Below are 24,827 nucleotides of genomic sequence, written 5' to 3' on the forward strand. Positions count from 1 at the left end.
CCGGTCAACGTTTATTTAGATCGATCTAAACGGCTCTATGTTTTATCGCGTCATGCTTTACGCTTGGGCGACGCGCCACCGTTCAGCGCATCATCAGCGATGGGTTACACAGTGGACGAAAGCTCAAACAGGTTTGACGAGACCAAGGCCGTCACGCTCAACAACGTGGCCGAGAAGGCCGGCGTCTCGCGCGCGACCGTGTCGTTGGTTTTGCGGGCGAGCCCTCTCGTAGCGTCAGAGACCCGCGAGAGGGTCACCGACGCAATCGCCAGCGTCGGCTACGTCTACAATCGCGGCGCAGCTCGGCTTCGAACGGGGAGGTCAGGGACGATTGGCCTGATCGTGCCGGAGATCACGAACCCGTTTTATGCCGAGCTGACCGCCGGCATCGACGATGTCTTCGACAAAGAGGGGCGCCTGACTTTTCTCGCCAACTCGAATGAATTGCCAGAGCGTCAGGACCGCTTCGTTCGTCGCATCCGAGAACAAGGCGTCGATGGCATCATTCTGTGCGCTGCTGAAGGCACGACGGGCGATGTTGTGGCTCAACTCCGACGTTGGCGGCTTCCCTTCGTCCAAATCCTTCGTGAGATCGAGGGGGCGGTCGGAGATTTTGTGGCTCCGGATTTTCGACGGGGTACCGAATTGGCTGTCGACCATCTCGTCGCACGTGGCCACCGCTCAATTGCACTGATGTCGAGCATTCGCAAAACATCCGCAGCGCTCGAACGGGTCAATGCGTTTCAGGCAGCGCTCCAGCGCTATGGCCTACCATCGAGCGGCATTCACCCCTGTGTCACCGATCGTGCAGCCGCCTTTCAGGCGGCGGAGATGCTGCTTACCGCACGAGATCCACCCACTGGCATCATCTGTCACAACGATATTATGGCGCTTGGAGTCCTTTACGCCGCGCAGAATCGCAGCTCCAAAGCGGGACGAGCGTTTGGTGTCGTCGGCTTCGACGATATCCCCGAAGGCTCCCATTGCGTCCCAAAACTAACGACGGTCGCGACGCGGCCGGCCGCGGTTGGTCGGGCGGCTGCTCTGCTGCTTATGCGCCGGATCGCAGCGCCGAAGGATCCACCCGAACGCCGTCTCATTGCTCCAAAGCTCATCGCGCGAGACACATGACGGGTCGCGTTGGACCATGGCCGATCGCGGTCGTCACCGGAATGCTGGGGAGCGGCAAGACGACGATGATTGGGCGGTTGCTGCAGCATTCGGCGATGGGGGATACGCTCGTTCTGGTCAACGAATTCGGCGCGGTCGGGCTTGATCACGATCTGCTGAAAGCCGTGACAGACAACGTCGTCCTGCTCCCCAACGGGTGCCTCTGCTGCACGATTCGCGACGATATCGTGCAGTGTCTGCGCGAGATTCGGCGCGGATGGCTGGCCGGCACCATTCCAGATTTCGGTCGCGTGCTTATCGAGACGACCGGACTGGCCGAACCCGCCCCGCTGATCGCCGCCTTGACGTCCCATCCGCTGCTGATGGACAGTTTCGCACTCCAGAGCATCGTCACGGTGGTGGACGGCGAATTCGCCTCGCAGCAGATCGACCACCAAGCGACCTGCCGCAATCAGGTCGTCCTCGCGGATCGGTTGATGGTGTCCAAGACGGATCTGATCCATGGGTCGACGTTCGCTTCGTTGGCGCGTCGCCTGGGGCGGTTGAATGCGCTCGCGTCGATCGGCATCAGCCACGACGCGCACCCTGATGATCTTTTCGAAAGGGCGGTGGCGCCGTTCAGGCATCGACCCCTGTTGTGCGACACGCCAGACGATCACCTCGCCGCGATCACGACCGTGCTGCTCAAACCGCACCGGCCGCTCGCCTGGACCCCATTCAAGATCTGGCTTGCCCGCTTGATCGAGACGGAAGCGCCGCATCTTCTGCGCCTCAAGGGTCGGCTAGCCTTCGACGGTGCGGCCACGCGCGTCATCCTTCAAGCCGTGCACCACACTTTTTATCCTGTCATCGAGGATCCGACCGGAGTTGCTCAGGACGCGCAAGACTTTCTAGTGCTCATCTTCAGTGGTCCATCGCCGCTTGGCTTTAATCAGTCTTGCGGGAAAGAGGGATTCACGCTCTTTCCGTAAAGGGACAAGATCAAAGTGCGGCTCCCCGACGATGCGCCACGTTCCATGCCGTTCGACAGACCCGACGGCGACGACCGTCGGGTCTGTCGCATCAACGCCGGAAATTCGCCGATATCAGCGAGAATGCGGTGGCGCTGATGCAATCGAGAGTCGCATTTCGGCATGTCAGCCCAAACTGATGTCCCGTGATTTTGCTCATGCCATGATTGCGAGTCGCTCAGGCCGCTAACGTGCAGGCTATGGCTTCCCATTCGATCAGCCTTACGGACAGTTTATCGGTCGTCATCGAAGGCAAGAGGTGCCCAGTGCGGCCGTCAAGAGAGGTCAGCACGTTCGGACTATGTTCTGTTCGGCCTCACGGGCTTTTCTGTCGGCCCGGTGGGTTCCCGGCTCTGGCGTCTTGGAAGAAGTCGCCGAGCGTAGCCGACAGGTGATTGGCGACTCGGCGAACGCGAGCGTTGCTGCGGACTTCTTCATGCAAGACAAGCCACACCGGCAATGGCGGCACGTTCATGTCGACCGGCACCTGCTCGAGCTCGGGATAACGGCTCGCCAAAGGAACCTGCGCAAAGCCCAGACCTGCTCCCGCTAAAAGTAGATTCCAGTAGACCATATGGTCGTCACAGCGAATTGGGAAGCTCTGGCGTGTCGCGGACAGTCCGAGAGCAGCATAGCCCTTGATGATGGCGTCGCTGCGATCGAACCCAATGACATCGTGCGTCAGCAGAGCGTCCCTCCCATCCACTCGACCGCGTCGAGCGAAATAGCTTTGGTGCCCGAACAGCCCGATCGGCGCTTCGCCCAGCTTGCGAGCGATAAGAGCGCCTTGCGTGGGCTTGAACATGCGGATTGCGATGTCAGCATCTTGCCTCAAAAGGTTTTGAGCAAGATCGGAGGCGACGACTTCGATCTGAATGTTCGGCTCGGCACGGCGCAACTCCGCAAGGATCGGGGGGAGGATGAGGCCGGCGACGACGACCGACGCCGTGATGCGGACCGTTCCGGTCAACTGCTGCGAGCGGCCCTGTGCCTTGAGAGTCAACGTCTGGGCCGCCTCGCCCATGGCGCGAGCATCGTCGACGAGACTTAAGGCTGCCTCGGTCGGATCAAGGCCTCGCGCGGATCGTGTAAAGAGGCTGACACCCACCGTCGCCTCCAATTCGCGAATGTGTCTGCTGAGCGTCGGCTGAGTTGCGGAGAGGTGCGTCGCAGCGGCCGAGAGCGACCCGGTCTCGACAACCGCCAGGAAGGACCGCAGTAGAGACCAGTCAATGGTATTCATTTTTCATTGATGACCTCGGACCTTAGCAACCGTTGTTTCCTAGTTTGGCTGTTTAGCCATACATATCTGTATGCCCATCATCCGCAAAGCGCCAATTCCCCGTGATCGCCGCCGCCTTTAGATCTGGGCAATCATTGAAGGAGGGCAGCATGGCAGGGCTCACGAAATTCCTGGAAATCGCTGGTGGCCGCGTCGCCTACGACGATACAGGCGGTAACGGTTCGGTCGTCCTCGCGATTCCGGGCATGGGGGATTTGCGATCGGAGTACCGGGCGCTCCGGCCCGTGCTGCAGCGCGCGGGTTACCGCGTCCTGACGATGGACGTGCGCGGCTTCGGCGAGACGTCGGCACACTGGACAGACTATTCGGCGCATGCGGTCGGCCGCGACGCGTTGGCGCTCCTCACACACCTCGACGCTACCTCTGCAGTCGTTCTCGGCAACTCTTTTGCGGCCGGCGCCGCATTGTGGGCGGCACATGACGCGCCGACTCGGGTAAGCGGTGTCGTCCTCCTCGGTCCCATCGTCCGCGACCCCAAGGCCTCCGCCGTCGTGAAGCTCGCCCTGGCGATCGGCTTCGCAGGGCCGTGGCGCGTCTGGTTTTGGATCACCTACTGGAACAGCTTGTTCCCTTCCTGCAAGCCGACCGACCACGACCAAGTCAAGGCAGCCATCGCGCAAAACCTGAAGGAGGCGGGACGCATGAAGGCGCTTCGTACGATGATGAGCCTGTCCAAGGTAGACACCGCCTCCCTGCTGCCGCAAAGCAAAGTGCCAGCTCTCATCGTGATGGGAAGCAAAGATCCGGACTTCGCTGATCCGCGCGCAGAAGCCAATTGGCTTGCCGAGACGCTACGAGCGCAAGCCTTGATGATTGAGGGCGCGGGCCAATATCCCCACGCAGAGCGACCAGACGAGGTAGCGCCGCGCATCTTATCCTTCATCGACGGCCTTCGCGGTTGAACCTGCCGACGCGGTCAATGGGGCTGCGGATGTCCGGCCCTTGTGATCTAGCTACCTTAAAGCTGCGAGACCGCAGTCCATCAGCCTCGTCGATCGCGACGCCGGTTGCAGAATACCACGGTAAGCCTCGATACGGCTCTGCCAACGCGCTTGTTCCTGGCGCAGCGACTTCCAGTCCCTCGTCCTATACCGAGTATCGGCCGTTTGGGGCGGCAGCTTGGCGATTGATAGGTCAGCCGCTCTCAGGCGTTAGGGCATCGTGCGACAAGCGTGGAAAGCAGACGTTAGAGCATCTTTCGAGCTGACAGACTCGTCGGGGATTCATGCTGGCGAAGGAGGCTAGCGTGCATGACCAAGGCGCTATCGATCGATCTTCGTGAGCGTGTTGTGACGGTGATCGATGGTGGCCTGTCGCGGCGCCAGGCGGCGGCGCGTTTCGGGGTCAGCGTGTCGAGCGCGATCCGGTGGCATGCGCTGGCGCGACGGACGGGTGCCGCCACGCCGAAGCGGCAGGGCGGCGACCGGCGCTCGGGACGGATCGAGGCCCATGCCGACGTGATCCTTGGTGCCGTCGCCAGGCAGCCGGATATCACGCTTGCCGAGCGACGCGAGATGCTCAGCGGGCACGGCGTTAGCGTCGGCATCGCGACGCTGTGGCGGTTCTTCGCTCGCCGGAAGATCACGCTCAAAAAAGTTCGGGCATGCAGCGGAGCAGGATCGTCCCAACGTCGTAGCTCGCCGCGAGGCGTGGTTCGAAGGCCAGCTCGACCTCGATCCGCATCGCCTCGTGTTCATCGACGAGACCGGGGCCAGCATCAAGATGGCGCGCCTTCACGGGCGGGCACCATGCGGGCAGCGGCTGCGGATGAGCGTACCGCATGGCCATTGGAAAACGACAACATTCACCGGCGCGCACTGCGGCTCACCGGCATGACCGCGCCGATGGTGCTCGACGGCCCATGACGGGCGAGTGGTTCCTCGCCTATGTCGAGCAGGTGCTCGTGCCGCGCTCAGCCCCGGCGATGTGGTCATCATGGACAACCTGCCCGCCCACAAAGGCGCCGCCGTCCGTGAAGCCATTGAGGCAGGCGGCGCGACGCTGCTCGTCCTCCCGCCATACTCGCCCGACTTCAATCCGATCGAAAACGCCTTCGCAACGCTCAAGGCGCTGCTCCGAAAAGCCGCCGAACCGTCGAGCAGCTCTGGACCGTCATCGGCAACAGCCTCGACGCCTTCAAACCCGACGAATGCGCCAACGACTTCAAGTATGCCGGCTGTGATGCCTACTGATCGGAAAATGCTCTAGGCTTTGGGTTTCGACGCGCTGCCAAGACTGAATACGGCTAACGCCGATAAAGTGATCCGAGACGGCCTCATCGACCCGGTGTTTCTTGGCCGCCCCGCGCTGGCCAATCCAATTTGGCCGCTCTGGGCCGCGCGCGAACTTGGCCATAGCGAGCAATTCTCGCTCGTACCGGAGGATTGGGCTTGGTGGTTCCGCAACTTCCGCGGCCATGCGCCTAGCATGGGCCTGCCGCCGGCGGCCGACCACGTCGCCGACAAGGTGGTAGAGACGATGGTGGCCGCAGAGTCATAACAACAGTGCGGTCGAACGAACGGTCAGGCGGCGGACGGAGTTCGGCTCCTTCTGAACTTCCTCAACCCTGAGCAGGCGGGCAATAAAGCGTGTCTCAGCCGACTGAGGACACTCTCGACATGACCTTCAACGAGGATCATGTCCTCGGGCAAATAGAGAACGATTTTTGGTACGTGCAATAGAGCGCGTAGACGTTCACTGGCGGTTAATCGCGATCAAACAATAATAAGCCATTGGATAGATGTCCAATGAAGCTGCGTCCAGAGACGTGGACCAGTACAATCGCATTGAACGCTCGATACTTTTTTAGGAACAGCAAATGAGAAAGCTTGCCGTCGTGCTTTTTGGTGCAGTGATCCTCTCTGCAGGCCTTTGGACAGCAACGGTGCCGGCCTCAGCGCTTGGCGCTTGTGGTCCGAACGGTCACCGCGGCCCCTTCGGCCATTGCCGATTTGGTGGTCAGAACCAAGCCTGGTGCTTACGGCATACGGGCCATGTCGCCACCCGGGGCCCTCACGGCACGCTGTGGTGCAGGTAAGATCAAGCCGCGAGACTATGGTTCGGTCCTGCGATCGCACGGAGGGCCGAGCCAGCTTGAACGTAGATCTCGATCAACGTCCTCTGCGCTCTTTGCTGGCTGAGCCTTTTATCCGCGCTCTCGCCCAAGCGCAGAGGAAGCCATTGCCAGCGTGGTCCTTGAACCGGCTGGTCCGGCGATCGTAAATCTTGAGCGTCGCCAATTTCTTGTAGCGGGTCACGTTTATGGCTTTGGACGGATCCGCGCCACTCTCGAGTGCGCCAAACGACTTAGACCACACACGGAAGACCCGGAGCATTTCCAAGTTCTACTCCGGATCATCAAGTCTCACATGCTAGACATGGCCTCCGCCATTTTCAGGTGCATGTTGACAGTCGGGAGTGTCTTGGTGGCCCAGGTCTTCAGCTTTGCGTCGTCCCCTGCATCCTTGTAGCTCGCGAGGAGCGCAGCCGTGTCCTGATGCGCTTGGATCTGGTCGGCCACGTAAGCCTTGTCAAAATCCGCACCGGTCTTGGCTTGGAGTGCCGTCACCAGAGCCTGGTGCGGATCGTCGAGCGACATCGCGACTGTCGCGCCCGACCCTTTGGCTGCGGTCTGGAGTTTCTTCTCCGCCATGTCGTGGTCCTTTATCATCTTACGGGCGAATGCTTTGACCTTTGGGCTCGCGCCCTGTTTGAGGGCAAGCTTTGACTCGGTTACTTCGAAGGTATTTCCAACCGACGCCTTCATTGCAAAGTCCGGGGCCGGAGTTGCGCCCTGCGCCAATGCGGGGGAGGCCAGAACTGCAGTCAATGCTGCCACGCCACATACAAATTTAACGTTCATGATCGAGGTCCTCGATTTATTTGGCAGTGGTGCCGAAGCCCGAACTCAAGACGCCTGGGTTCAGGTCCCGATGGCGACCTGCGACCTCACCGCACAGCTCTCAGCAGGGTCGGATCGTGCCTGGCGCGTCTGAAGACGCAGGTAATATCTTAGTGGACGCCCTTGCAGAAGCGACCACGACGCCATCGTGGGGTCGACCTCGCGTCAAGCGCTTTTGTCGGAAACCAACGCTTGTCAGTCACTGCGGAACCATGAAGCCGCTGACACGTATAGAGGGCACTCACCCCCTCAGAAGGATCGTCAATGAAAGCGCTGACATGGCAGGGAACAGGAAAGATCACCTGCGAGACGGTACCCGACCCCAAGATCGAGCATGATCGCGACGTCGTCATCAAGGTCACGGCCTGTGCGATTTGCGGTTCCGACCTCCACCTGATGGGCGGCTTCATGCCCACCATGGAACATGGCGACGTGCTCGGCCATGAGACGATGGGCGAAGTCATCGAGGTCGGCAAAAGCGTCGGCAACCTGAAAGTTGGGGATCGAATCGTGGTCCCGTTCACGATCTGCTGCGGCGAATGCCGCCAGTGCAAGTGGGGCAATTGGAGTTGCTGCGAACGCACCAACCCGAATGGCAAGTTGCAGGCAGAGACGTTCGGATATCCTTTGGCCGGCCTTTTCGGGTTTTCGCATATCACCGGGGGTATTCCCGGAGGACAAGCCGAATATCTTCGCGTTCCCTATGCCGATGTGGGGCCCATCAAGGTCCCGGACGGTCTCACCGATGAGCAGGTTCTGTTTCTCAGTGACATTTTCCCAACGGCCTATCAGGCCGCCGAGCATTGCGATATCGGCCCCGAGGACACCGTCGCGATATGGGGCTGCGGCCCCGTGGGTGTCCTGGCCGTAAAGTCTTGTTTCCTTCTGGGCGCAAAGAGAGTCATCGCCATCGACTCCGTCCCGGAGCGGCTAGCCCTCGCCCGCGAGGCGGGAGCCGAGACCATCAATTTTGATACGGAGAACGTCCAGGAAACACTCATGGAGATGACCCATGGGCTGGGTCCCGACTCCGTCATCGAAGCTGTTGGAATGGAGTCTCATGGCGCCGACACGATGGCACAGAAGGTGAGCTCGGCTATCATGGCTGCGACCACAAGCATGGAGCGGGCCTTCGCTCTCAATCAGGCGCTATTGGCCTGCCGGCCGGGCGGGATCGTCTCCATGCCGGGTGTCTTTGCTGGCCCCGCTGGCCCCGTGATGCTGGGCCTCTTGATGAATAAGGGGCTGACGCTCAAGACGGGCCAGACTCATATGATCCGTTACTTGCAGCCCCTCATGGAGCGGATCCAAAAGGGGGAGATCGATCCGTCGTTCATCATCAGCCATCGCTCCACGAACCTGGAAGACGGCCCCGCCCTCTACGAGAAGTTCAGGGACAAGAAGGACAATTGTACGAAGGTTATTTTCAAGCCGCACGGATGAATGGTAACACACCATTCGGCGATTGCACTGGTCGCCGTGTCCCGCAGAGGCGGCGAATTTAATCAGGTAGAGTTGAGAATGGAGTGGTGCCAGCAGCGCGTTGAAGAAAACGCCTTGATGGCAGTGCTAATCGCCCATTGTGCGCAGCGCCAGAGCAAATTTGAAGCAACCTACGAACCGCCGTGTGCTTGATGCATGCGCACTTTACGACCGGTTGCATCCCGAGGCTTACCGCGCGGCGCTCAGTTGGCAAAGACCAGATATTTACACGAGGCTTTCCTATGACAAAACACAAGACACCGCATGCACCTGCCACAGCGATCTCGGAACTTGTCGGCAGCGGTGGCGAGCTGCATCAAACGGCGCACGGCACGCATCCCCCTATGACCACAAACCAAGGTGGCGTCATCGCCGATGATGAGAACTCGTTGAAGATCGGGGAGCGTGGTCCGGTCCTGCTCGAAGACTTTGCCCTGATCGAAAAGCTGAACCACTTTAATCATGAACGGATCCCGGAGCGCGTCGTCCACGCCCGGGGAGCCGCGGCGCACGGCTTCTTCGAGTCGACGGACTCGCTGGCGGGATTCAGCAAGGCCAAGATCCTCGGCGAAGTTGGCGTCAAGACGCCCCTCTTCACCCGCTTCTCGACAGTTGGGGGGAATATGGGCTCGGCCGACACCGCGCGCGACGTGCGTGGCTTCGCGGTTAAGTTCTACACGCAAGAGGGCAACTGGGATCTCGTCGGTAATAACATACCGGTGTTCTTCATCCACGACGCGATCAAATTCCCCGATCTGATCCACGCTGCCAAGCAGGAGCCGGATCGCGGCTTCCCGCAAGCACAGACCGCCCACGACACATTCTGGGATTGGGCTTCGCTCTCACCGGAGAGCACGCACATGCTCATGTGGATCATGTCCGATCGAGCGATCCCCCGCTCATTTCGCATGATGGAAGGCTTCGGCGTCCACAGCTTCCGGCTCGTCAACGATGCGGGCAATTCAACTTACGTCAAGTTCCACTGGCGGCCGAAGCTCGGCATGCAGTCGGTTGTCTGGGACGAGGCCCTCAAGATCAGTGGCGGGGATCCCGACTTCCATCGCCGCGACCTTTGGAATGCCATCGACACTGGCAGCTTCCCGGAATGGGAATTGGCCGTGCAGTTGTTCGACGAGGATTTCGCGACGAGCTTTGACTTCGACGTCCTGGATGCGACCAAGCTTATCCCGGAGGAGGTCATCCCGCTGCGCGTCATCGGGCGTATGGTCCTCGACCGAAATCCGGACAACTACTTTGCCGAAACCGAGCAAGTCGCTTTCTGTACGACGCATGTGGTTCCCGGCATCGACTTCACCAACGACCCGCTTCTGCAGGGGCGGAACCAATCCTACCTCGACACGCAGATCAAGCGATTGGGCGGCCCGAATTTCGCACAGCTGCCGATCAACGCACCGCGCTGCCCTGTCCGCAACTTTCAGCGAGACGGTCATATGCAGATGGCAGCGCCGAAAGGCCGTGTGTCATACTCGCCGAGTTCACTCGACACCACGACCGAGCGGCAGGATCCAATGCTTGGGTTCAAGAGCTTTCCGGCCAAAGAAGCGGGTGACAAGCTGCGGACACGCTCATCCACCTTCGCCGACCACTTCAGCCAGGCTCGTCTGTTCTTCTTCAGCCAGACCGAGACTGAGCAGAACCACATCATTTCCGCCTTCATCTTCGAGCTGAGCAAGGTGCAGACAGAGGCTGTTCGCTTGCGGCTTTTGGGAAGGCTGGCGAATGTCGACGAAGCGATCGCCAAGCGAGTCGCCAATGGACTTGGCTACGAAGGCCCGATCGAAAAGGCGCCGACGCAGGTCCCGGTCCGCACGGACCTGAAGCCCTCGCCGATGCTCAGCATCCTTGCCAAGGCCAAGCCGACTCTCAAGGGACGTCTGATCGGTTGTCTCGTGGCCGACGGAACGGATCCGAAGGTGGTGGTCGCGATCGAAAAGGCCGCGACGAAGATTGGAGCGGAATTGAAGGTCATAGCCCCGAAAGTTGGAGGGGCCAAGGGCAGTGACGGTGGGCTGATCCACGCTGATTTCCAGCTCGCGGGCGGCCCGTCGGTCCTGTTCGACACCGTTGTCCTCGCCTTGTCGGCAGAGGGTGCGGCGATGCTCGCCGAAGAGTCTGCCGCTGTGGCCTTCGTGCACGACGCCTTCGCGCACCTCAAGGTCATCGGCCACTCGGTCGGGGCTAAAACGTTGATGGACAAGGCAGGCGTCAAACCGGATTCGGGGGTCGTTGCACTCGACGCTCACAGCGGAACCGCCTTTCTGCATGAGGCCGAAAAGGGACGTGTCTGGGCGCGCGAGCCGACCGTCCGCTCGGTTTTCTGACCTGCCTATACACTGAGGAAGGGAGCGCCGGCCGGGAGACGGGTCGGCGCTCTTCAACATCGATCGGCACTTTACGTCGTCGATCATTTCACGCGTGCCTGACGGGCCATCCAGGTCTCGTGGCCGCTCAAGTCGATCGTTGTCGTCGACGGGCTATCCGACCTCTTCATACTACGCGGCGTCCCGGTCACATTCGTTCGGACAAGGGCCTCGCGTTCATTGCGCAGCCTGTGCAAGACTGGATCAGTGCCACGGGAGCAAAAAAAGGCTCCATTGCGCCTGGAAGCGCGTGCGAATCGGCTGCATCGAGTTGTTTGCTCCGGACGTAAAACCGTCCTCTCGAGCGTTCGGGAAAGTCGGACGGAGTATTCACTGATGAGGTCTTTGGTGGATGATACGGTGCTGCGCTCCAAAGAGTGAGCACTCAGCAATCGTCTCTGGCGGAGGGAGCGGGATTCGAACCCGCGATACGGTTTCCCGCATACACACTTTCCAGGCGTGCGCCTTCAACCGCTCGGCCACCCCTCCAAACCAGCGATACACGATCCTCGGACGGCGCCTCGCAGAGCGCCGGACTATAGTCAGGAACGCGCGGGGCGCAACCGCACCTTTGACAAAATTGCGGGAAGATTTCGAACGATGGTGCGATATCTGGTGATCGGGTCGGCCTTAACGGCGAGGCTCGCGCGCCTTACATGAAGCTCAGAGCCATTTTGTCTCTTTGAGGAGGCCTATCGATGTTTTCATTCCGCAAGCGTCCATCGCTCCCGACCGCTGACGAAGCGTTGCCAGGCCGCGCCACCGCGGTCCCGACAGCGGACGTTCATCATGTCAATCGCAAGCCGCTCAAGGGGCCTTTCGGCGCCTCGGCCGAAACGGTCTATTTCGGCCTCGGGTGTTTCTGGGGTGCCGAGCGCTTGTTTTGGGAGGCCGGCCCGGGCGTCGAGGTCACGGCGGTGGGCTATCAGGGCGGTACGACCCCGAACCCGACCTACGAGGAAGTGTGCTCCGGCATGACCGGGCATACCGAAATCGTGAAGGTCGTGTTCGATCCAGCCAAGGTGTCGTTCGGCGAGCTCCTTAAGATTTTCTGGGAGAATCACGATCCGACGCAAGGTATGCGGCAGGGCAATGATGTCGGCACCCAATATCGATCCGCCATCTACACCACGACGGCGGGCCAATTGCAGGAGGCGCAAGCCTCTGCCCGCGCTTACGGGGAAGCACTGTCGGCGCGGAGCGACCACTTCGGCCCGATCACGACGGATATTCGCGAGGCTCCGGCTTTCTATTATGCCGAAACCTATCATCAGCAATATCTGGCCAAGAACCCGAACGGCTATTGTGGCTTGGCCGGAACCGGCGTGAGTTGCCCGATCGGGGTTGGGGTCGCGGCCGCCTAATCTGAAAGACGTCTTTTGTCGGGGTCGCAACGGTTGGCGTTGCGGCCCCGAATCATGTTCAAGACCGGGGAGCGAAACGAGGGGTAGTCATGATCGAGCGGTTGATGGAGCGGTTCATTTTCGCGAGCCGCTGGATACTCGCGCCATTTTTCATCACGCTCGTGGTTGCGTTGTTCGGGTTGCTCCTGAAGACGATCGAACTGCTCTTTGAATATGGGAGCCATTTCAAGACCGCGACCGAGGCCGACGTCATCCTCAATACGCTGTCGATCGTCGACCTGACGCTGACGGGATCGCTGTTGGTTCTCGTGATCTTCTCGGGCTACGAAAATTTCGTCTCCAAGATCGACGCGACCGACCATAAGGACTGGCCGGACTGGATGTCGACCATCGACTTCAGCGGCTTGAAGCTGAAGCTGATGTCCTCGATCGTCGCGATCTCGGGCATCCAACTGCTGCGCTACTTCATGAACATGAGCGCGGTCAGCGATCGTGAAATGACCTGGGGCGTCGTGATCCACCTGACCTTCGTGATCTCCAGCCTTCTTTTGGCCTGGACCGATCGGCTTGCCGGCGACCACGCCTAAGCCGACCTAAGCTTCATTGAGCGACCAGCACCTGCCTGCATGCGGCGGGTAGCTGCGCCATCGTGAGGCCCGGGTTTGGCTTGGCGTTGGGGTTCAGCCGAGGATGCAGGATCGCGGGCGTGAACCAACGGGCGAGAGACGCGTCGCAGTCCTCACCAGGCGGAACCGGATCCTGGGACTGGCAACTGCTGTTGCCCGCCGGGCATTTGATCCGCACATGGAAATGGTAATTGTGCCCATACATCGGGCGCACCTTCGTCAACCAGCTACGGTCGCCGGTCGCCTGCTCGCAAATGGCTTTCTTGATCGCCGGGTTGACGAAAATCCGCTCGACCTCGGGCTGTTCGGCTGCCGCCTCGATCAGCGCGAGATGCTGCGGCGTCCATTTGGCGGGATCAACGGCGAGCCCGTCCGGTCGCACCACATTGGTGGCCGACATCATCTCGCGCTCTTCGCGTGACAGCGTCCGGCTCGGCATGGGGCTGAGCCAGATGTCCGCGTCGAGCCCGACCTGATGCGAGGCATGGCCCGTGAGCATCGGGCCGCCGCGTGGCTGCGAGACGTCGCCGACCAGGAGACCCGGCCAGCCATTGATCGAGGGCACAGATTTGGCGAAGCGTTCGAGAAAGGCGATCAGCGCCGGGTTGCCCCAATTGCGGTTGCGAGATAGCCGCATGACTTGCCAAGCCGATCCATTGATCGGCAACGCCTCGGCCCCGGCAAGACAGCCATGAGCATAGAAGCCGATCGATCGCGCCTGCAGATCGGCAGGCGTGGTGACCCGGCCAAAGATCTGCTTGGCCGGAACATGGGGGTCATTCGGATTGGTAAGCGGCGGCAGCGGTTTTGGGTCCAGCGTACCGCGATCTTGAGCCCGCGCCGTCGGCGCCCCGGCGAGCAGCAGAAGGGCGCCGGCCAGCGTCAGGAACGGCTTCGTTCGGAGCCTGGCTCTGTGCTTTGTCATATCGCCTCCCATGCCATCTCGCGATCGTAGCGAGAGGATATTGATGGGCCGTGACCCGTGACAACGGTTTGGGCGAGATCGGGCGGCTCTCAGACGTTCACGGCGGCAAATCGCTTGAACTCGTCCACGACCGCGACATAGACCTCGCGTTTGAACGGAATGATCAGGTCGGGCAATCGCTCGAGGCTTTCCCACCGCCAAGCGTCGAATTCCGGCTTATGACCGCCCTCGGGATGATCGATATTGATTTCGCTGTCATCGCCCTCGAACCGGAACGCAAACCATTTTTGCGTCTGGCCCTTGAAACGACCCTTCATGACCTTGCGCGAAATATCGGTCGGCAGGTCATAGCTGAGCCACCGCGGCGCCTCTCCGAGCAGGGACGCGCTCGATACGTTCGTCTCTTCCTTCAACTCGCGAATAGCGGCCGCATGGGGTTGCTCACCCATGTCGACGCCGCCCTGTGGCATTTGCCATTCGTAGCCTGGCGCCACATTGTCCATGGTGCGCTTGTTCCGGCGGCGGCCGATGAAGACAAGCCCCTGACGATTGAATAAAGCGATGCCCACGCAGGGGCGATAGACGAACTGCATGACTCGCAACCCCGGTTTCTAGAGCGGGTCAACATCGGACAGCCTCGCGGCGGATCGTCTGGCCGATGGAACCGCTTCCATATCAATGTTGGGTCGACCGAACCCTTGGGTCGCCCACATTCTCGACCTTAGTTTCAACGCTTTTGTGCGAACTCCCAAGCTAAATCGTAAAGCCCGCACCGATAAGAGGACGGCGCGACGGCTTGTCTCGCATCCGCACTCGTGAGACATCGGAGGCGGTTGCGGACCTCGGGAGGCTCGCGCGTGATCGGGGTGCCGGGCCAGAATGCGATGCAACATTTGCGGAGGCACGGCCTTCACGGACATGCCCAAGCGACCCAAGGTCCGCTGCGTGCAATGCGGCTCACTGGAACGGACGCGCGTCGCGGCCTTGCACATCGCGGAGTTCGCCCCCGCGACCGGATCCAACATCCTGCATTTTGCCCCCGAGCGTGGCTTGTCCGCCCTGTTGCAAACGATCGGTGGCGCAAGCTATCGGGCCGTCGACATCGACCCGTCGCGCTATCCGGGTCTCGGCGTCGAACCCTTCGATCTCTGCCGCGACGTGTTCGCGCTGTCGCCTGGCACGCATGATCTCATCGTCCACAATCACGTGCTCGAACATATCGAGTGCAATTATTCGGCCGTGCTGATCCGGCTCGCAAAAGCGCTCAAGCCGGGCGGCAGGATGATGTTCAGCATGCCGATCCTTCCGGGATCGTTTACGGACGAGTTGATGAACGGCACCATCGCCGACAAGCAGGCCAAGTTCGGCGATATGATCCACGTTCGTCGCTTCGGGGTGGATTTCCTGCAGCAGACCATCGGGATGATCTTCACGATCGCTGATCGTTACGACTTGCCGGCCCGGTTCGGGGAAGCGGCTCTGATCGAGGCCAATATTCCGGAGCATCACTGGCACGGCTACACCGGTGCCTCGATCTTCAACGTGTCGCAGGCGGATCTTCGCGTCTGACGCGACAACCCCTTAGAGCATGTCGAGCGGCGTCTTGCGGCGGGGCGGCGGAAAAGCGGCATCGATCTCGGCCAGGTCATCGCTGTTGAGGACAAAGTCCATCGCACCACGATTGTCCTCGACATGCGCGACCGTCGAGGCTTTCGGGATCGCCATCACATTGTCGAGCCGCATCGCAAACGCCAGAGCGACCTGCATGACGGATGCGTCATGTCGGTCGGCAATTCGTTTCAAGGCGCCGGAACTCGGCAATCGGCCTTGTTCGACGGGGCTATAGGCCATGACGGGGATCTGGCGTTCGTCCAGCCATGGGATAAGCGTGTGTTCCGGCCCGCGCCGCGTCACGTTGTAGAGCACCTGATTGGCGGCGCAGGCCGTGCCGCCAGCCGCGAACAGGTCGATCATGTCGTCGACATCGAAATTGCTGACGCCCCATTGTCCGATCTTGCCGGCCGCAGCGAGCCGCTCGAAGCCGTCAACGGTTTCGGCGAGCGGAACACCCCCGCGCCAATGCAGCAGGTAAAGATCGAGTCGATCGGTTCCAAGGCGCTTGAGACTGGCCTCACAGGACGTCGCCATGGCGCGCCGTCCGGCATTGTGCGGATAGACCTTGCTGACCAGAAAGACGTCATCGCGGCAGTCTTGGATGACGGTGCCGACCAGCTCTTCCGACGCGCCAACGCCGTACATCTCGGCCGTGTCGATGACCGTCAACCCGAGCGACAGACCGCGCCGGAGGGTCGCGATCTCCGCATCGCGGGCGGCGCGTCGATCGCCCACCTTCCAGGTGCCCTGGCCAAGCGCCGGAACCGTCGCACCCGCCCGAAACGCAATTGTTTTCATCGATGAACTCCCGTCACCACCGCTTCGGTCGCGGACGTCGGCCGCGAGATAGACGCGTCAATGATGATCGTCGGGCAGCACCGGCATGGGCAAGAGCGGCACCCCGTCATCGAGCAGCGAGCGAACTTCGTCGCCCGTTGCCTCGCCGTAAATCGACCGCACCGGTGTCTCGCCCTCATGCATGCGACGCGCTTCGGCGGGGAAATTCCGGCCGACGTCATCGGCGTTTTCCGTGATCTTGCGATGCAGGTCCCGCATCATCTCGCGCATTTTGCGTTCGCGCTCGTCAAGGAGAGCAATCGGATGTTGCACGACGCCTTGCGGCTCGGCAGCACCCGCTTGCGCCTGCTGCTCGCTCCGCGCGCGGCGACCACGGACCACGGACGGCGCCATCACGGCTTTCCTCACCTCGGCCGAGCCACAGATAGGACACGTCAGCTGCCCCGATTCCGCGAGATCATCGTAGCCGAGGCTGTCCCTGAACCAACTCTCGAAGGCATGACCCTTGGTGCACGTCAGCGTATATTTGATCATGAAGCCTGCAGGAGCAGCGGATCGAGCTGCCCGGCATGGTCGAGATCATAAAGGTCGTCGCAGCCGCCAACGTGGCGTTCAGCAATGAAGATCTGCGGCACGGTGGTGCGACCACCGGCGGCATCGCTCATCGCCTTGCGGGCTGTTGGGTTACCGGTGACGTCGATCTCCGAAAAGGTGACGTTCTTTTTGCGGAGAAGCTCTTTGGCCGACACGCAGTAAGGGCAGAACCGCGTCGTATAAATGGTGACTGGCGACATCGAGAAACACTCATAAAGACTAACTTCTATATGGCGATCTCGCCCGTGCCCGCAACCCGCGCGAAAACCGCGAGGTCGACGGCCTTGGCGCCGCCGCGCAGCAGCGCCCGAGCGGCCGCATTTGCGGTCGCGCCCGTGGTCAACACGTCGTCCACCAGCAAAACGCACCGCCCGGCCAGATCCGCGCTCGGCGGTACCTTGAAGGCGCCCTGGACGTTCAGAGCACGCTGCCGGCGCGACATGCGAACTTGGGACGCCGTGGCCTTCACGCGATCGAGGAGGAATGGGTCGCAGCTCAGGCCCGTCACGCGCGCCATCTCGTCGCCCAGTAAGGCCGCCTGGTTGAACTGGCGGGTCCACAATCGCCGGCGATGCAGCGGCATCGGCACGATCACGGGCGCATCCTCCAGCAACTCGGTCGCGGCACGGGCGATCCAGCGACCCATCAATCGGGCGACCTCGAGCCGATCTCCATATTTCAACCGATGCACGAGCTGCCGCGCTGTCCCATTGTCGAACAAGGCGACAGCGCGGGCGCGGCGGAACACCGGTGGATGCGCAATGGCTTCGGGCGATTGCAGGCCGCGGCCAAAATCTTGATGGAACGGCGTACCAAGACGCTCGCAGAAGGGGCGCTCGATGAAGCTGATCTGTCGCCAGCAACGCCCGCAGAGACCGTTCGAGGCTTCGGTTGCGCTGCCGCAGGCGATACAATGTGGCGGATAGACGAGATCAAGGGCGGTTCGGCGCAGACCCTCGAGGGCCCGACCAGCACGATCGCGTCCGTTCTCGAACAGCTCAGACCAACGCGAACCACCAGGGTCTGACACCAGCTTTTGCGGCGCATCGGCGAGCCGGGACGCATCGATCTCGTCGTCGGTCCAGCGCGAATCGACGCGATCGGGGGGGAGCCCGTTCGGCAAAGAATCGCGTGCAGGCTGGCTTGCAGGCATCATCCAGTGTACTGCCCGGCTCGATATGGTGGAATAGACGCGGACGACGAGATACGAAATAACGGATCTGCCATCAAATCGCCGTTCCGAATCAGGTTATGCGGGCGGAGGTCGGTCTCGAAAGCCCGACGGTGGCTCTGTATCGTCGTGAAGTCGGTCAGCGGATATCAACAGGGATACGGTTGCGCATGGCGTCTTTTCGCAAGCTCTGGCCGACGGCGATCGCTGCATATTGTCTGGTGGTGTCGACCCTCGTGGCCTCTGCATCTGCGCCGAGCTTAGTGGTTGATGTCGATTCGGGTCAGGTTCTCTACCAAGATGCCGCGACGGCGCCTTGGTACCCTGCATCCCTCACCAAGTTGATGACCGTCTATGTCGCGCTCAGCGCCGTGCGGGAAGGGCGGATTACGCTGGATACACCCTTGATGGTGTCGGCCCGCGCCGCCGTCATGCCGCCCTCGAAGATGGGGTTCCGGCCCGGCACGCTGGTGACGCTCGATAACGCACTCAAGATGTTGATGGTCAAATCACCCAACGATGTCGCGGTGACAATCGCCGAAGGTGTCTCGGGGTCGGTGGAAGCCTTTGCGGACGACATGAACGTCTATGGTGCGCGGCTGGGACTTCATGAGTCGCATTTCGTCAACCCGAACGGGCTTCCCGACGATCGCCACATGAGCTCAGCGCGCGACATGGCGATCATTGCCCGCGCGTTGCTGCACGACTTTCCAGAGGAGCGGGGCCTCTTCAGCATCGGCGTGCTCGCCTTCGGCAATCAACTGATCAACAATCACAATGGCTTGCTGGGCCGCTACCCCGGCGTGGACGGAATGAAGACCGGCTACACCTGCGCGGCGGGCTACAACATCGTGGCGAGCGCCGACCGAAATGGCCGACATCTGATCACGGTCGTCATGGGAGCGCCGTCCAACGGCACACGCAACGAGAAGGTGGCGGCGCTGTTCGATCGCTTCTTCGCCGGCGCTCAAGCCAATTACGGCACGCTCGACAGCCTGCCGAGCAGTAGTGCCAACACGCCCCCGAATATGCGGGACACGATGTGCGGCCGCGGCCGTCGCGCCGCCATCGCGGAAGCGGAGGGCGAGGATCTCGTGCCGACCCCGGGTGCAGCGCCCGACCAGGGTGTGGGCTCGCATCTCTCGCCGACCCGTGTCGCCTTCGAGCCTGTCCGCGTCACCATCGGACCGGTCGCGGGCTGGACGGGCCGCATCGCGCAGGCCGTCGGCAGTGGCGCGAGAGAAATGGCGGCGCCGGTCAAGACCGCCACGACCGATGCGGTCGGTACATCTTCCGGGCCGAGCCCCGTCTCTGGCCAGACCGGAACCGCAGGAGGGGCGGTCGAGGCCGCAGCGCCGGCTCCGATGGCGCTTTTGGGCGCGACGCCGCTGGCGCCGGCCGCTCTGGCCGCCAAGCGCTTCGTTCATGCGACGCCGAGCCTTGGGTTGCGGGTCGGCGGACGTCGCGCGCGAAAGACCAAATTCGCGACCGAGGAGGCCAAGCCGAAAGCGCAGGCTGTCGCCAACGCGAGCGCCACCGAAACCATGCCGCCGGAGCGCCCGAAACATAAGGGCGAGGCGACGCGGAAAACCGCCGTGTTCACGCCAAAACCGGCCAAGCCCGTAAAGGCGGTCAAAGCGACGAAGCCAGCCGCGAAGCAAGCGCATGAGACCGCCAAGAAGAAGACGGCCGCGAAACACTGATCGATTTGCTTCGTCGCGCCCGGCAACAAGGATGAGCCGCATGAGTTCCGAGGCCGCCGCGACGTCGGTCGCTCCAAGCGCCGTGCGCCCCTCGCGCCGCGGCCCACCGGAGCCTCTCCCGATCACCGTGCTGACCGGGTTTCTCGGCGCTGGCAAAACCACCTTGCTCAACCGGCTCGTTCAATCGCCGGAGCTTTCGAATGCTGTCGTGATCATCAACGAATTTGGTGAGATCCCGATCGATCACCTCCTCGTCGAGCGATTTGAAGGCGGTTTGCTGACCTTGTCGTCCGGATGCGTCTGCTGCACGGCCCGGGGCGATATGATCGCCACGCTCGAAGATCTGCTTCGCCGTCGCGATAACGATCGCATGCCGACCTTCGACCGCGTCGTGATCGAAACCACGGGACTGGCCGAGCCTGCGCCCGTGCTCAACGCGATCGTGATGCACCCCTATCTGATGCTGCGCTACCGCATCGACGGCGTGATCACGTTGGTCGATGCGGTGCACGGAGCCGCGACCCTCGACGCACATGTCGAAGCGGTCAAACAGGCCGCCATCGCGGATTGCCTCGTCTTGACCAAGACCGATCTCTGCAGCGGGGATGCGGCTGGTCTTGCGTCCCTGCGACGACGCTTGGTCGCCCTCAATCCGTTGGCGACGCAGCTTGATGCTGCCGCCGGCGAGGCGACGGTTGCGGCATTGCTGTCCGCCAGCTTGTTCCGGAACGCTGCCGTGCTGGGGTCCGAGACCGATATGCCGGAGCATGACCATGGTCATCACGGCCACGACCATGCTGATAACGACCATGCTGATCACGATCACACCGGCCATGATCATTCCCGCCACGACGATCACATCGCGTCCTTCTGCTTGACGGCGGAAGCGCCGTTGCTGCCGGCGCCTTTCGACATGTTCGTGGATCTGCTCCGCTCGACTTACGGCCCATCCCTGTTGCGGGTGAAGGGGCTCGCGGCCGTCGCCGATGACCCGACCCGCCCGCTTTTGATCCAGGGTGTTCAGCATATGTTTCATCCGCCGCGCCGGCTCGCCGCGTGGCCGGATGAGGATCATCGGACGCGGCTCGTCGTCATCGGCCAGGATCTCGATCGCGCCGCGGTCGAGCGTCTCTGGCAAGCCTTCTTCGCCGGGCCGGGGATCGACCGGCCTGATGCGGCTGCCCTGTCGATTGCGATGGGTTCGGGTGGCCGGGGTTTGTTCTAGCCCCGGATCCGGTGCAAGGTCGGCGCATCAACGCGCAGCGAGGGGAGGCGGGGCTTGGGTGTTTTCGAGCGGATCGGAAGTGAACTGACGTTCCTGCGAGGGCTCGTTCGCACGCTCCGCCGGACCATGCCGGTCGCCCGGAACAAGACCCATACGCTCGGAGACCTGATCGAAGAGCTTGCGGTGAGGTTTGGCGATCGTCTTGCCCTGACGGACGATACGGAGAGCCTGACCTATGTAGGCCTGAACGCGCGCGCCAATCTCTATGCCCGATGGGCCCTCCATCACGGGATCCGTAAAGGCGACGTCGTCGCGCTTCTGATGCCGAATCGACCCGAATATCTGGCCATCTGGATCGGCATCGCCAAAGTCGGCGGCGTGACGGCGCTGATCAACACGAGCCTCACCGGGGCCTCGCTGGCGCATTCGATCCGCATCGTCGGCGCCAAAGCCATCATCGTCGCGGCGCCGCTTCTGGAGCGCTACGAGAGCGCGGCACCAGGCCTCGTCGACCCGCCGGCCGTGCTGGTGCATGGCGCCTCACCCACGGCTCATCCGCGCATCGATCACCTGCTCGACTCTTACGCCAGCCACAACCTGTCGCAGGCCGAACGTGTGCCGCTGACCATCAACGACCGTTGCATCTTCGTCTATACGTCGGGCACGACCGGCATGCCGAAGGCCGCAAACATCAATCACTACCGCGTGCAGCTCATCATGCACGGCTTCGCAGCGGTGACGAATGCAACCGCCAGCGATCGCATCTACGACAGCTTGCCGATGTATCACACCAATGGAGGCGTGATCGCGCCCGGCATCGCCCTGATGTCTGGCGGCACCTGCGTGATCCGGGACCGGTTCTCGGCGCGGGAATTCTGGCCGGATATCGTGCGGCACGAATGCACGATGTTCGTCTATATCGGCGAACTCTGCCGTTACATTCTCGACACGCCGCCGAGCCCGGTCGATCGCACCCATCGCGTGAGGCTGTGCGTCGGCAATGGCCTGCGTCCGGACGTCTGGCGACCATTCCGGGACCGTTTCGGTCTCAAGCAGATCATCGAATTTTACGCCGCGACCGAGGGCAATTGCTCGATGTTCAATCTCGACTCCAAACCGGAGGCGGTCGGGCGCGTTCCGCGTTGGATCGCGTCGCGTTTCCCGATCCGGATCGTCGATTTCGACATTGCAACCGAGCAGGTGGTGCGTGGGCCTGACGGGCTGTGCCGAGAAACGCCGAATGGCATGCCGGGAGAGTTGATCGGCGAAATCCTCGACGATCCCGCCAAGCCGGGCAATCGGTTCGAGGGCTATTCCGACCAGTCCGCCAGCGACGCCAAGATTCTGCGCGACGTGTTCCGCAAGGGGGACGTCTGGTTTCGCACCGGCGATCTCATGCGGAAGGACAACCAGGGCTATTTCTATTTCGTCGATCGGATCGGCGACACCTTCCGTTGGAAGGGTGAGAATGTCGCGACATCCGAGGTGATGGAAGCGATCGCGGTCTTTCCATCGGTCAAGGATGTCAGCGTTTACGGCGTCAAGGTGCCGGGTCGCGATGGGCGCGCCGGCATGGCGTCGCTCGTCGTCGACCCTTCGGCGTCCTTCGATTTTGCCGCCTTCCAGGCGCATCTGAAACAACGACTGCCCGATTACGCGACCCCCGTGTTTCTCCGCTTCGCCGACCACCTCGATGTCACCGGCACGTTCAAGCAGCGCAAGATCGATCTCGTCCGTGAGGGGTTCGACCCGTGCGTGGTCGGCGACCCGCTCTACTATCTCGAACCTGACAGCAAAAGCTTTCAGCCGCTGGATATCGAGCAGGCCGGGCGCATCAGTGCGGGCACGATGCGCCTCTAGTCGCCATTGGCACGGCGCGTGAACCCAACGGCCTACCCGCTCTGGAATCGCCGGTGGGTGTGCCAGGATGATGCAGTTCTGCGCCGAATGAGACAATGCGCGGGATTTTGACGTGATGCCGACGCCGGCTCTTCCGTTTTGGCTGCAGCCTCTGAGCCGCATGGCACAACCGCGATCCGCCGCTTTTATGGGCGGCGCCGTGAGAGCGGTTGCGACCCATCGGGTGGCCAGCGGCGACCGGCCCAGCCGCTACCGGGTCGAGGTCTGCAATCTCGCCGGCGTCACGGCCCACAGCGCTGCATGGACCGCGCTGGTGGCTCGCGCGCTCGAACCCGATGTGTTCCTTGAACCCGCTTTCGCGTTGACCGCGGCGCGGCATCTCGGCGCTCCCGCGCGTCCGTCGTTTCTGCTTGTCTGGCGGGCTCTCGCCGATCAGGGCGACCTGGCCTCACTCGTCGGTCTCTGCATGATCCGGCCGATGCGCCTTGGGCCTGGTTCGGCCGGCATGAGCGCCTGGACACATCCGCAATCGACAACGGCCGCGCCTGTGTTGGATCGCGATCACGCCGGGTCGGCCCTCGACGCGATGCTGAGGTGGGTCGCGCTCCAAAGGCCTGGGTCGGCCGGGCTGCTGCTTCACGCGATCGCCCACGATGGTGCATTAGGGCGCCTTCTCGACCGCTACACCGTCAAGCGGCTCGAGACGCGCAAGCGGGCAGTCCTGCGGCAGGCTTTCGACGCCGGGCAGGGTGCGGCCCCTTTGGCGCCAAAACGCGCCAAGGAGTTGCGGCGCCAGCGGCGCCGCCTCGCCGAGGCTGGCGACGTCTCGTTTCGAAGCGCCGAAAGACCGGACGACGTCCGGGCCATGACGGAGCAATTTCTCGATCTCGAGGCGCGCGGCTGGAAAGGGCGCAGTGGGACGGCGCTCTTGCTCAATCCGGCTTTGACGACGTTTACACGGACCATGACACGGCTCCTCGCGCAGCAAGGAAAATGTCGGATCCACAGCCTCGACGTGGATGGCAGGCCGGTTGCAATGGGCATCGTTCTATCGAGCGGGGACAGAGCCTATTTCTGGAAGACAGCGTATGACGAGCGCCGGGGGGAGCACTCCCCGGGCGTGCAGTTCGCGGCCCTCCTGACCGATGTGCAACTGTCCGATCCCGCTTGTGTCTTGACTGATTCCTGCGCTGTTCCGGATCATCCGATGATCGATCACCTATGGACCTCGCGCATGCTGGTGGCCGACGTTTTTGTGCGAGCGCCGGGGGTAACGGATGCGGCTTTCGATGCGACCGCCCGCCGTCTCCTCGCCCTGCGCCGCCTTCGGGCTTCGGCAAAGTCGGTTGCCATCGCGCTCCGCAGCCGCGTTGCCCAGTCTCGCAGGGCTCTTGAGGGTTGGTATCGCGCTGTTTGACCTCTGAAAAGCGCCAGCGGTCGCTGATCCTACGTGGCACGCGTGCCCGATCGCGTGATGCCATCGAACTGCCTCAAACTCGGATCATTCGACACGCCGCAAACGCATGCCCGGCCAAGGCTCCGACGTCATGCGCACCGTCATCTTCGCGATCCCGCTCTCCCTGTGAACGGGCCGAGAAAGCTGTGCCTCGTCGCTTGCACGCCCAAAATCCCTATGTTAGGTGACCCCTGCCCACGCGGCCGCTGATGTGCTCGAAACATCGGCATAAGCCGCGATTTGTTGCGCTGATCGAAGCGGGGAAGAGGCACAAAACTCCTCC

22 protein-coding genes, 1 tRNA gene and 2 pseudogenes are annotated in these 24,827 nt (G+C 62.0%); 16 read left to right on the plus strand and 9 right to left on the minus strand.

All coding sequences use genetic code 11. From position 1 onward, the window contains the following. Window positions 1-111 precede the first annotated feature (111 nt). The gene (locus tag LGH83_RS00260) at window positions 112-1,131 is read left to right on the plus strand and encodes a LacI family DNA-binding transcriptional regulator (RefSeq protein WP_227400153.1); all 1,020 of its coding nucleotides are present in this window, start codon (window positions 112-114) and stop codon (window positions 1,129-1,131) included. Next, window positions 1,128-2,102, plus strand: a complete 975-nt coding sequence (locus LGH83_RS00265) for a CobW family GTP-binding protein (protein ID WP_227400154.1) — start codon at window positions 1,128-1,130, stop codon at window positions 2,100-2,102. The genes LGH83_RS00260 and LGH83_RS00265 overlap by 4 nt, the downstream gene beginning before the upstream one ends. Before the next feature lie 355 nt (window positions 2,103-2,457). Here LGH83_RS00265 and LGH83_RS00270 read toward each other — a convergent pair whose 3' ends face one another. Further along, entirely contained in the window at window positions 2,458-3,384 is a 927-nt protein-coding gene (locus LGH83_RS00270; RefSeq protein WP_227400155.1) for a LysR family transcriptional regulator, read from the minus strand. A gap of 149 nt (window positions 3,385-3,533) precedes the next feature. Here LGH83_RS00270 and LGH83_RS00275 point away from each other — a divergent pair, with 149 nt between their 5' ends. The 4 genes and pseudogenes from LGH83_RS00275 to LGH83_RS20060 all read left to right on the plus strand — a co-directional run bounded on the left by LGH83_RS00275 (window position 3,534) and on the right by LGH83_RS20060 (window position 6,481). Then, window positions 3,534-4,346, plus strand: a complete 813-nt coding sequence (locus LGH83_RS00275; protein WP_227400156.1) for an alpha/beta fold hydrolase — start codon at window positions 3,534-3,536, stop codon at window positions 4,344-4,346. Window positions 4,347-4,694: 348 nt separating this feature from the next. Continuing rightward, window positions 4,695-5,636 (plus strand): annotated as a pseudogene (locus tag LGH83_RS00280) (IS630 family transposase). Between the two features lie 19 nt (window positions 5,637-5,655). Next, complete coding sequence (locus LGH83_RS00285; protein ID WP_227400157.1) at window positions 5,656-5,943, plus strand: hypothetical protein; 288 nt, start codon at window positions 5,656-5,658, stop codon at window positions 5,941-5,943. Between the two features lie 319 nt (window positions 5,944-6,262). Beyond that, window positions 6,263-6,481 carry a GCG_CRPN prefix-to-repeats domain-containing protein gene (locus tag LGH83_RS20060; RefSeq protein WP_413771077.1) on the plus strand — a complete coding sequence of 73 codons (219 nt, stop codon included), beginning with the start codon at window positions 6,263-6,265 and terminating at the stop codon, window positions 6,479-6,481. Window positions 6,482-6,808: 327 nt separating this feature from the next. Here LGH83_RS20060 and LGH83_RS00290 read toward each other — a convergent pair whose 3' ends face one another. Further along, on the minus strand, window positions 6,809-7,306 hold the full coding sequence (locus tag LGH83_RS00290; RefSeq protein ID WP_227400158.1) for a DUF4142 domain-containing protein: 498 nt from the start codon (window positions 7,304-7,306) through the stop codon (window positions 6,809-6,811). A 303-nt stretch (window positions 7,307-7,609) separates the two neighbouring features. On the opposite strand from LGH83_RS00290, the gene LGH83_RS00295 reads away from it, so the two are divergent. From LGH83_RS00295 to LGH83_RS00305, 3 genes and pseudogenes are all read left to right on the plus strand, one after another. Next, window positions 7,610-8,788, plus strand: coding sequence for a zinc-dependent alcohol dehydrogenase (locus tag LGH83_RS00295; protein WP_227400159.1), 1,179 nt, complete (start codon window positions 7,610-7,612; stop codon window positions 8,786-8,788). 383 nt (window positions 8,789-9,171) lie between these two features. Then, on the plus strand, window positions 9,172-11,169 hold the full coding sequence (locus LGH83_RS00300) for a catalase (protein ID WP_413771078.1): 1,998 nt from the start codon (window positions 9,172-9,174) through the stop codon (window positions 11,167-11,169). A 105-nt stretch (window positions 11,170-11,274) separates the two neighbouring features. Beyond that, window positions 11,275-11,468 (plus strand): annotated as a pseudogene (locus LGH83_RS00305) (IS3 family transposase); the annotation flags it as partial. Window positions 11,469-11,607: 139 nt separating this feature from the next. Here LGH83_RS00305 and LGH83_RS00310 read toward each other — a convergent pair. Continuing rightward, a tRNA-Ser gene (locus LGH83_RS00310) sits at window positions 11,608-11,697 on the minus strand. 209 nt (window positions 11,698-11,906) lie between these two features. On the opposite strand from LGH83_RS00310, the gene msrA reads away from it, so the two are divergent. Both msrA and LGH83_RS00320 read left to right on the plus strand, forming a co-directional pair. Continuing rightward, window positions 11,907-12,572, plus strand: coding sequence for a peptide-methionine (S)-S-oxide reductase MsrA (msrA, locus tag LGH83_RS00315; RefSeq protein ID WP_227400161.1), 666 nt, complete (start codon window positions 11,907-11,909; stop codon window positions 12,570-12,572). An 89-nt stretch (window positions 12,573-12,661) separates the two neighbouring features. Next, window positions 12,662-13,159: a TIGR00645 family protein gene (locus LGH83_RS00320; RefSeq protein ID WP_227400162.1), complete on the plus strand. Its 498-nt coding sequence runs from the start codon at window positions 12,662-12,664 to the stop codon at window positions 13,157-13,159. A 13-nt stretch (window positions 13,160-13,172) separates the two neighbouring features. On the opposite strand, the gene mepA is transcribed toward LGH83_RS00320, so the two are convergent. Together mepA and LGH83_RS00330 are read right to left on the minus strand one after the other, a co-directional pair. Beyond that, the gene (gene mepA, locus LGH83_RS00325; RefSeq protein WP_227400163.1) at window positions 13,173-14,123 is read right to left on the minus strand and encodes a penicillin-insensitive murein endopeptidase; all 951 of its coding nucleotides are present in this window, start codon (window positions 14,121-14,123) and stop codon (window positions 13,173-13,175) included. 89 nt (window positions 14,124-14,212) lie between these two features. Then, complete coding sequence (locus tag LGH83_RS00330) at window positions 14,213-14,716, minus strand: RNA pyrophosphohydrolase (RefSeq protein ID WP_131119711.1); 504 nt, start codon at window positions 14,714-14,716, stop codon at window positions 14,213-14,215. 325 nt (window positions 14,717-15,041) lie between these two features. On the opposite strand from LGH83_RS00330, the gene LGH83_RS00335 reads away from it, so the two are divergent. Beyond that, the gene (locus LGH83_RS00335; RefSeq protein ID WP_227400164.1) at window positions 15,042-15,692 is read left to right on the plus strand and encodes a class I SAM-dependent methyltransferase; all 651 of its coding nucleotides are present in this window, start codon (window positions 15,042-15,044) and stop codon (window positions 15,690-15,692) included. A gap of 12 nt (window positions 15,693-15,704) precedes the next feature. Here LGH83_RS00335 and LGH83_RS00340 read toward each other — a convergent pair whose 3' ends face one another. Genes LGH83_RS00340 through LGH83_RS00355 form a run of 4 tightly spaced genes read right to left on the minus strand, consistent with a single transcriptional unit; the run spans window position 15,705 to window position 18,126 of the window. Continuing rightward, window positions 15,705-16,535, minus strand: coding sequence for an aldo/keto reductase (locus LGH83_RS00340; protein WP_227400165.1), 831 nt, complete (start codon window positions 16,533-16,535; stop codon window positions 15,705-15,707). A 57-nt stretch (window positions 16,536-16,592) separates the two neighbouring features. Next, window positions 16,593-17,069 carry a DUF1178 family protein gene (locus tag LGH83_RS00345; protein WP_227400166.1) on the minus strand — a complete coding sequence of 159 codons (477 nt, stop codon included), beginning with the start codon at window positions 17,067-17,069 and terminating at the stop codon, window positions 16,593-16,595. Beyond that, window positions 17,066-17,329, minus strand: a complete 264-nt coding sequence (gene grxC, locus LGH83_RS00350; protein ID WP_227400167.1) for a glutaredoxin 3 — start codon at window positions 17,327-17,329, stop codon at window positions 17,066-17,068. Before grxC ends, LGH83_RS00345 begins: the two co-directional genes overlap by 4 nt. A 26-nt stretch (window positions 17,330-17,355) precedes the next feature. Then, entirely contained in the window at window positions 17,356-18,126 is a 771-nt protein-coding gene (locus tag LGH83_RS00355; protein ID WP_227401943.1) for a ComF family protein, read from the minus strand. A 344-nt stretch (window positions 18,127-18,470) separates the two neighbouring features. Here LGH83_RS00355 and LGH83_RS00360 point away from each other — a divergent pair, with 344 nt between their 5' ends. The 4 genes from LGH83_RS00360 (at window position 18,471) to LGH83_RS00375 (ending at window position 24,505) form a co-directional block, all read left to right on the plus strand. Next, the gene (locus LGH83_RS00360; protein WP_227400168.1) at window positions 18,471-20,003 is read left to right on the plus strand and encodes a serine hydrolase; all 1,533 of its coding nucleotides are present in this window, start codon (window positions 18,471-18,473) and stop codon (window positions 20,001-20,003) included. Window positions 20,004-20,043: 40 nt separating this feature from the next. Beyond that, complete coding sequence (locus LGH83_RS00365) at window positions 20,044-21,228, plus strand: CobW family GTP-binding protein (RefSeq protein WP_227400169.1); 1,185 nt, start codon at window positions 20,044-20,046, stop codon at window positions 21,226-21,228. Between the two features lie 54 nt (window positions 21,229-21,282). Continuing rightward, window positions 21,283-23,088 (plus strand): long-chain-acyl-CoA synthetase, encoded by a 1,806-nt coding sequence (locus tag LGH83_RS00370; protein ID WP_227400170.1) that lies wholly within the window; start codon window positions 21,283-21,285, stop codon window positions 23,086-23,088. Window positions 23,089-23,203: 115 nt separating this feature from the next. After that, window positions 23,204-24,505, plus strand: coding sequence for a GNAT family N-acetyltransferase (locus LGH83_RS00375; RefSeq protein WP_227401944.1), 1,302 nt, complete (start codon window positions 23,204-23,206; stop codon window positions 24,503-24,505). Window positions 24,506-24,827 lie beyond the last annotated feature (322 nt).

Origin of the sequence: Lichenihabitans sp. PAMC28606, from assembly GCF_020616535.1 — a bacterium.
GTDB classification, from domain to species: domain Bacteria; phylum Pseudomonadota; class Alphaproteobacteria; order Rhizobiales; family Beijerinckiaceae; genus Lichenihabitans; species Lichenihabitans psoromatis.

Excerpts from the sequence above, each read along its gene's own strand:
- LGH83_RS00375 (WP_227401944.1), top strand. The coding sequence starts at position 23,204 with ATGCCGACGCCGGCTCTTCCGTTTTGGCTGCAGCCTCTGAGCCGCATG.
- LGH83_RS00345 (WP_227400166.1), bottom strand. The coding sequence starts at position 17,069 with ATGATCAAATATACGCTGACGTGCACCAAGGGTCATGCCTTCGAGAGT.
- LGH83_RS00275 (WP_227400156.1), top strand. The coding sequence starts at position 3,534 with ATGGCAGGGCTCACGAAATTCCTGGAAATCGCTGGTGGCCGCGTCGCC.
- LGH83_RS00265 (WP_227400154.1), top strand. The coding sequence starts at position 1,128 with ATGACGGGTCGCGTTGGACCATGGCCGATCGCGGTCGTCACCGGAATG.
- LGH83_RS00270 (WP_227400155.1), bottom strand. The coding sequence starts at position 3,384 with ATGAATACCATTGACTGGTCTCTACTGCGGTCCTTCCTGGCGGTTGTC.
- LGH83_RS00300 (WP_413771078.1), top strand. The coding sequence starts at position 9,172 with ATGACCACAAACCAAGGTGGCGTCATCGCCGATGATGAGAACTCGTTG.
- LGH83_RS00360 (WP_227400168.1), top strand. The coding sequence starts at position 18,471 with ATGGCGTCTTTTCGCAAGCTCTGGCCGACGGCGATCGCTGCATATTGT.
- LGH83_RS00340 (WP_227400165.1), bottom strand. The coding sequence starts at position 16,535 with ATGAAAACAATTGCGTTTCGGGCGGGTGCGACGGTTCCGGCGCTTGGC.
- LGH83_RS00295 (WP_227400159.1), top strand. The coding sequence starts at position 7,610 with ATGAAAGCGCTGACATGGCAGGGAACAGGAAAGATCACCTGCGAGACG.
- LGH83_RS00320 (WP_227400162.1), top strand. The coding sequence starts at position 12,662 with ATGATCGAGCGGTTGATGGAGCGGTTCATTTTCGCGAGCCGCTGGATA.
- grxC (WP_227400167.1), bottom strand. The coding sequence starts at position 17,329 with ATGTCGCCAGTCACCATTTATACGACGCGGTTCTGCCCTTACTGCGTG.
- mepA (WP_227400163.1), bottom strand. The coding sequence starts at position 14,123 with ATGACAAAGCACAGAGCCAGGCTCCGAACGAAGCCGTTCCTGACGCTG.
- LGH83_RS00330 (WP_131119711.1), bottom strand. The coding sequence starts at position 14,716 with ATGCAGTTCGTCTATCGCCCCTGCGTGGGCATCGCTTTATTCAATCGT.
- LGH83_RS00335 (WP_227400164.1), top strand. The coding sequence starts at position 15,042 with ATGCCCAAGCGACCCAAGGTCCGCTGCGTGCAATGCGGCTCACTGGAA.
- LGH83_RS00365 (WP_227400169.1), top strand. The coding sequence starts at position 20,044 with ATGAGTTCCGAGGCCGCCGCGACGTCGGTCGCTCCAAGCGCCGTGCGC.
- msrA (WP_227400161.1), top strand. The coding sequence starts at position 11,907 with ATGTTTTCATTCCGCAAGCGTCCATCGCTCCCGACCGCTGACGAAGCG.
- LGH83_RS20060 (WP_413771077.1), top strand. The coding sequence starts at position 6,263 with ATGAGAAAGCTTGCCGTCGTGCTTTTTGGTGCAGTGATCCTCTCTGCA.
- LGH83_RS00290 (WP_227400158.1), bottom strand. The coding sequence starts at position 7,306 with ATGAACGTTAAATTTGTATGTGGCGTGGCAGCATTGACTGCAGTTCTG.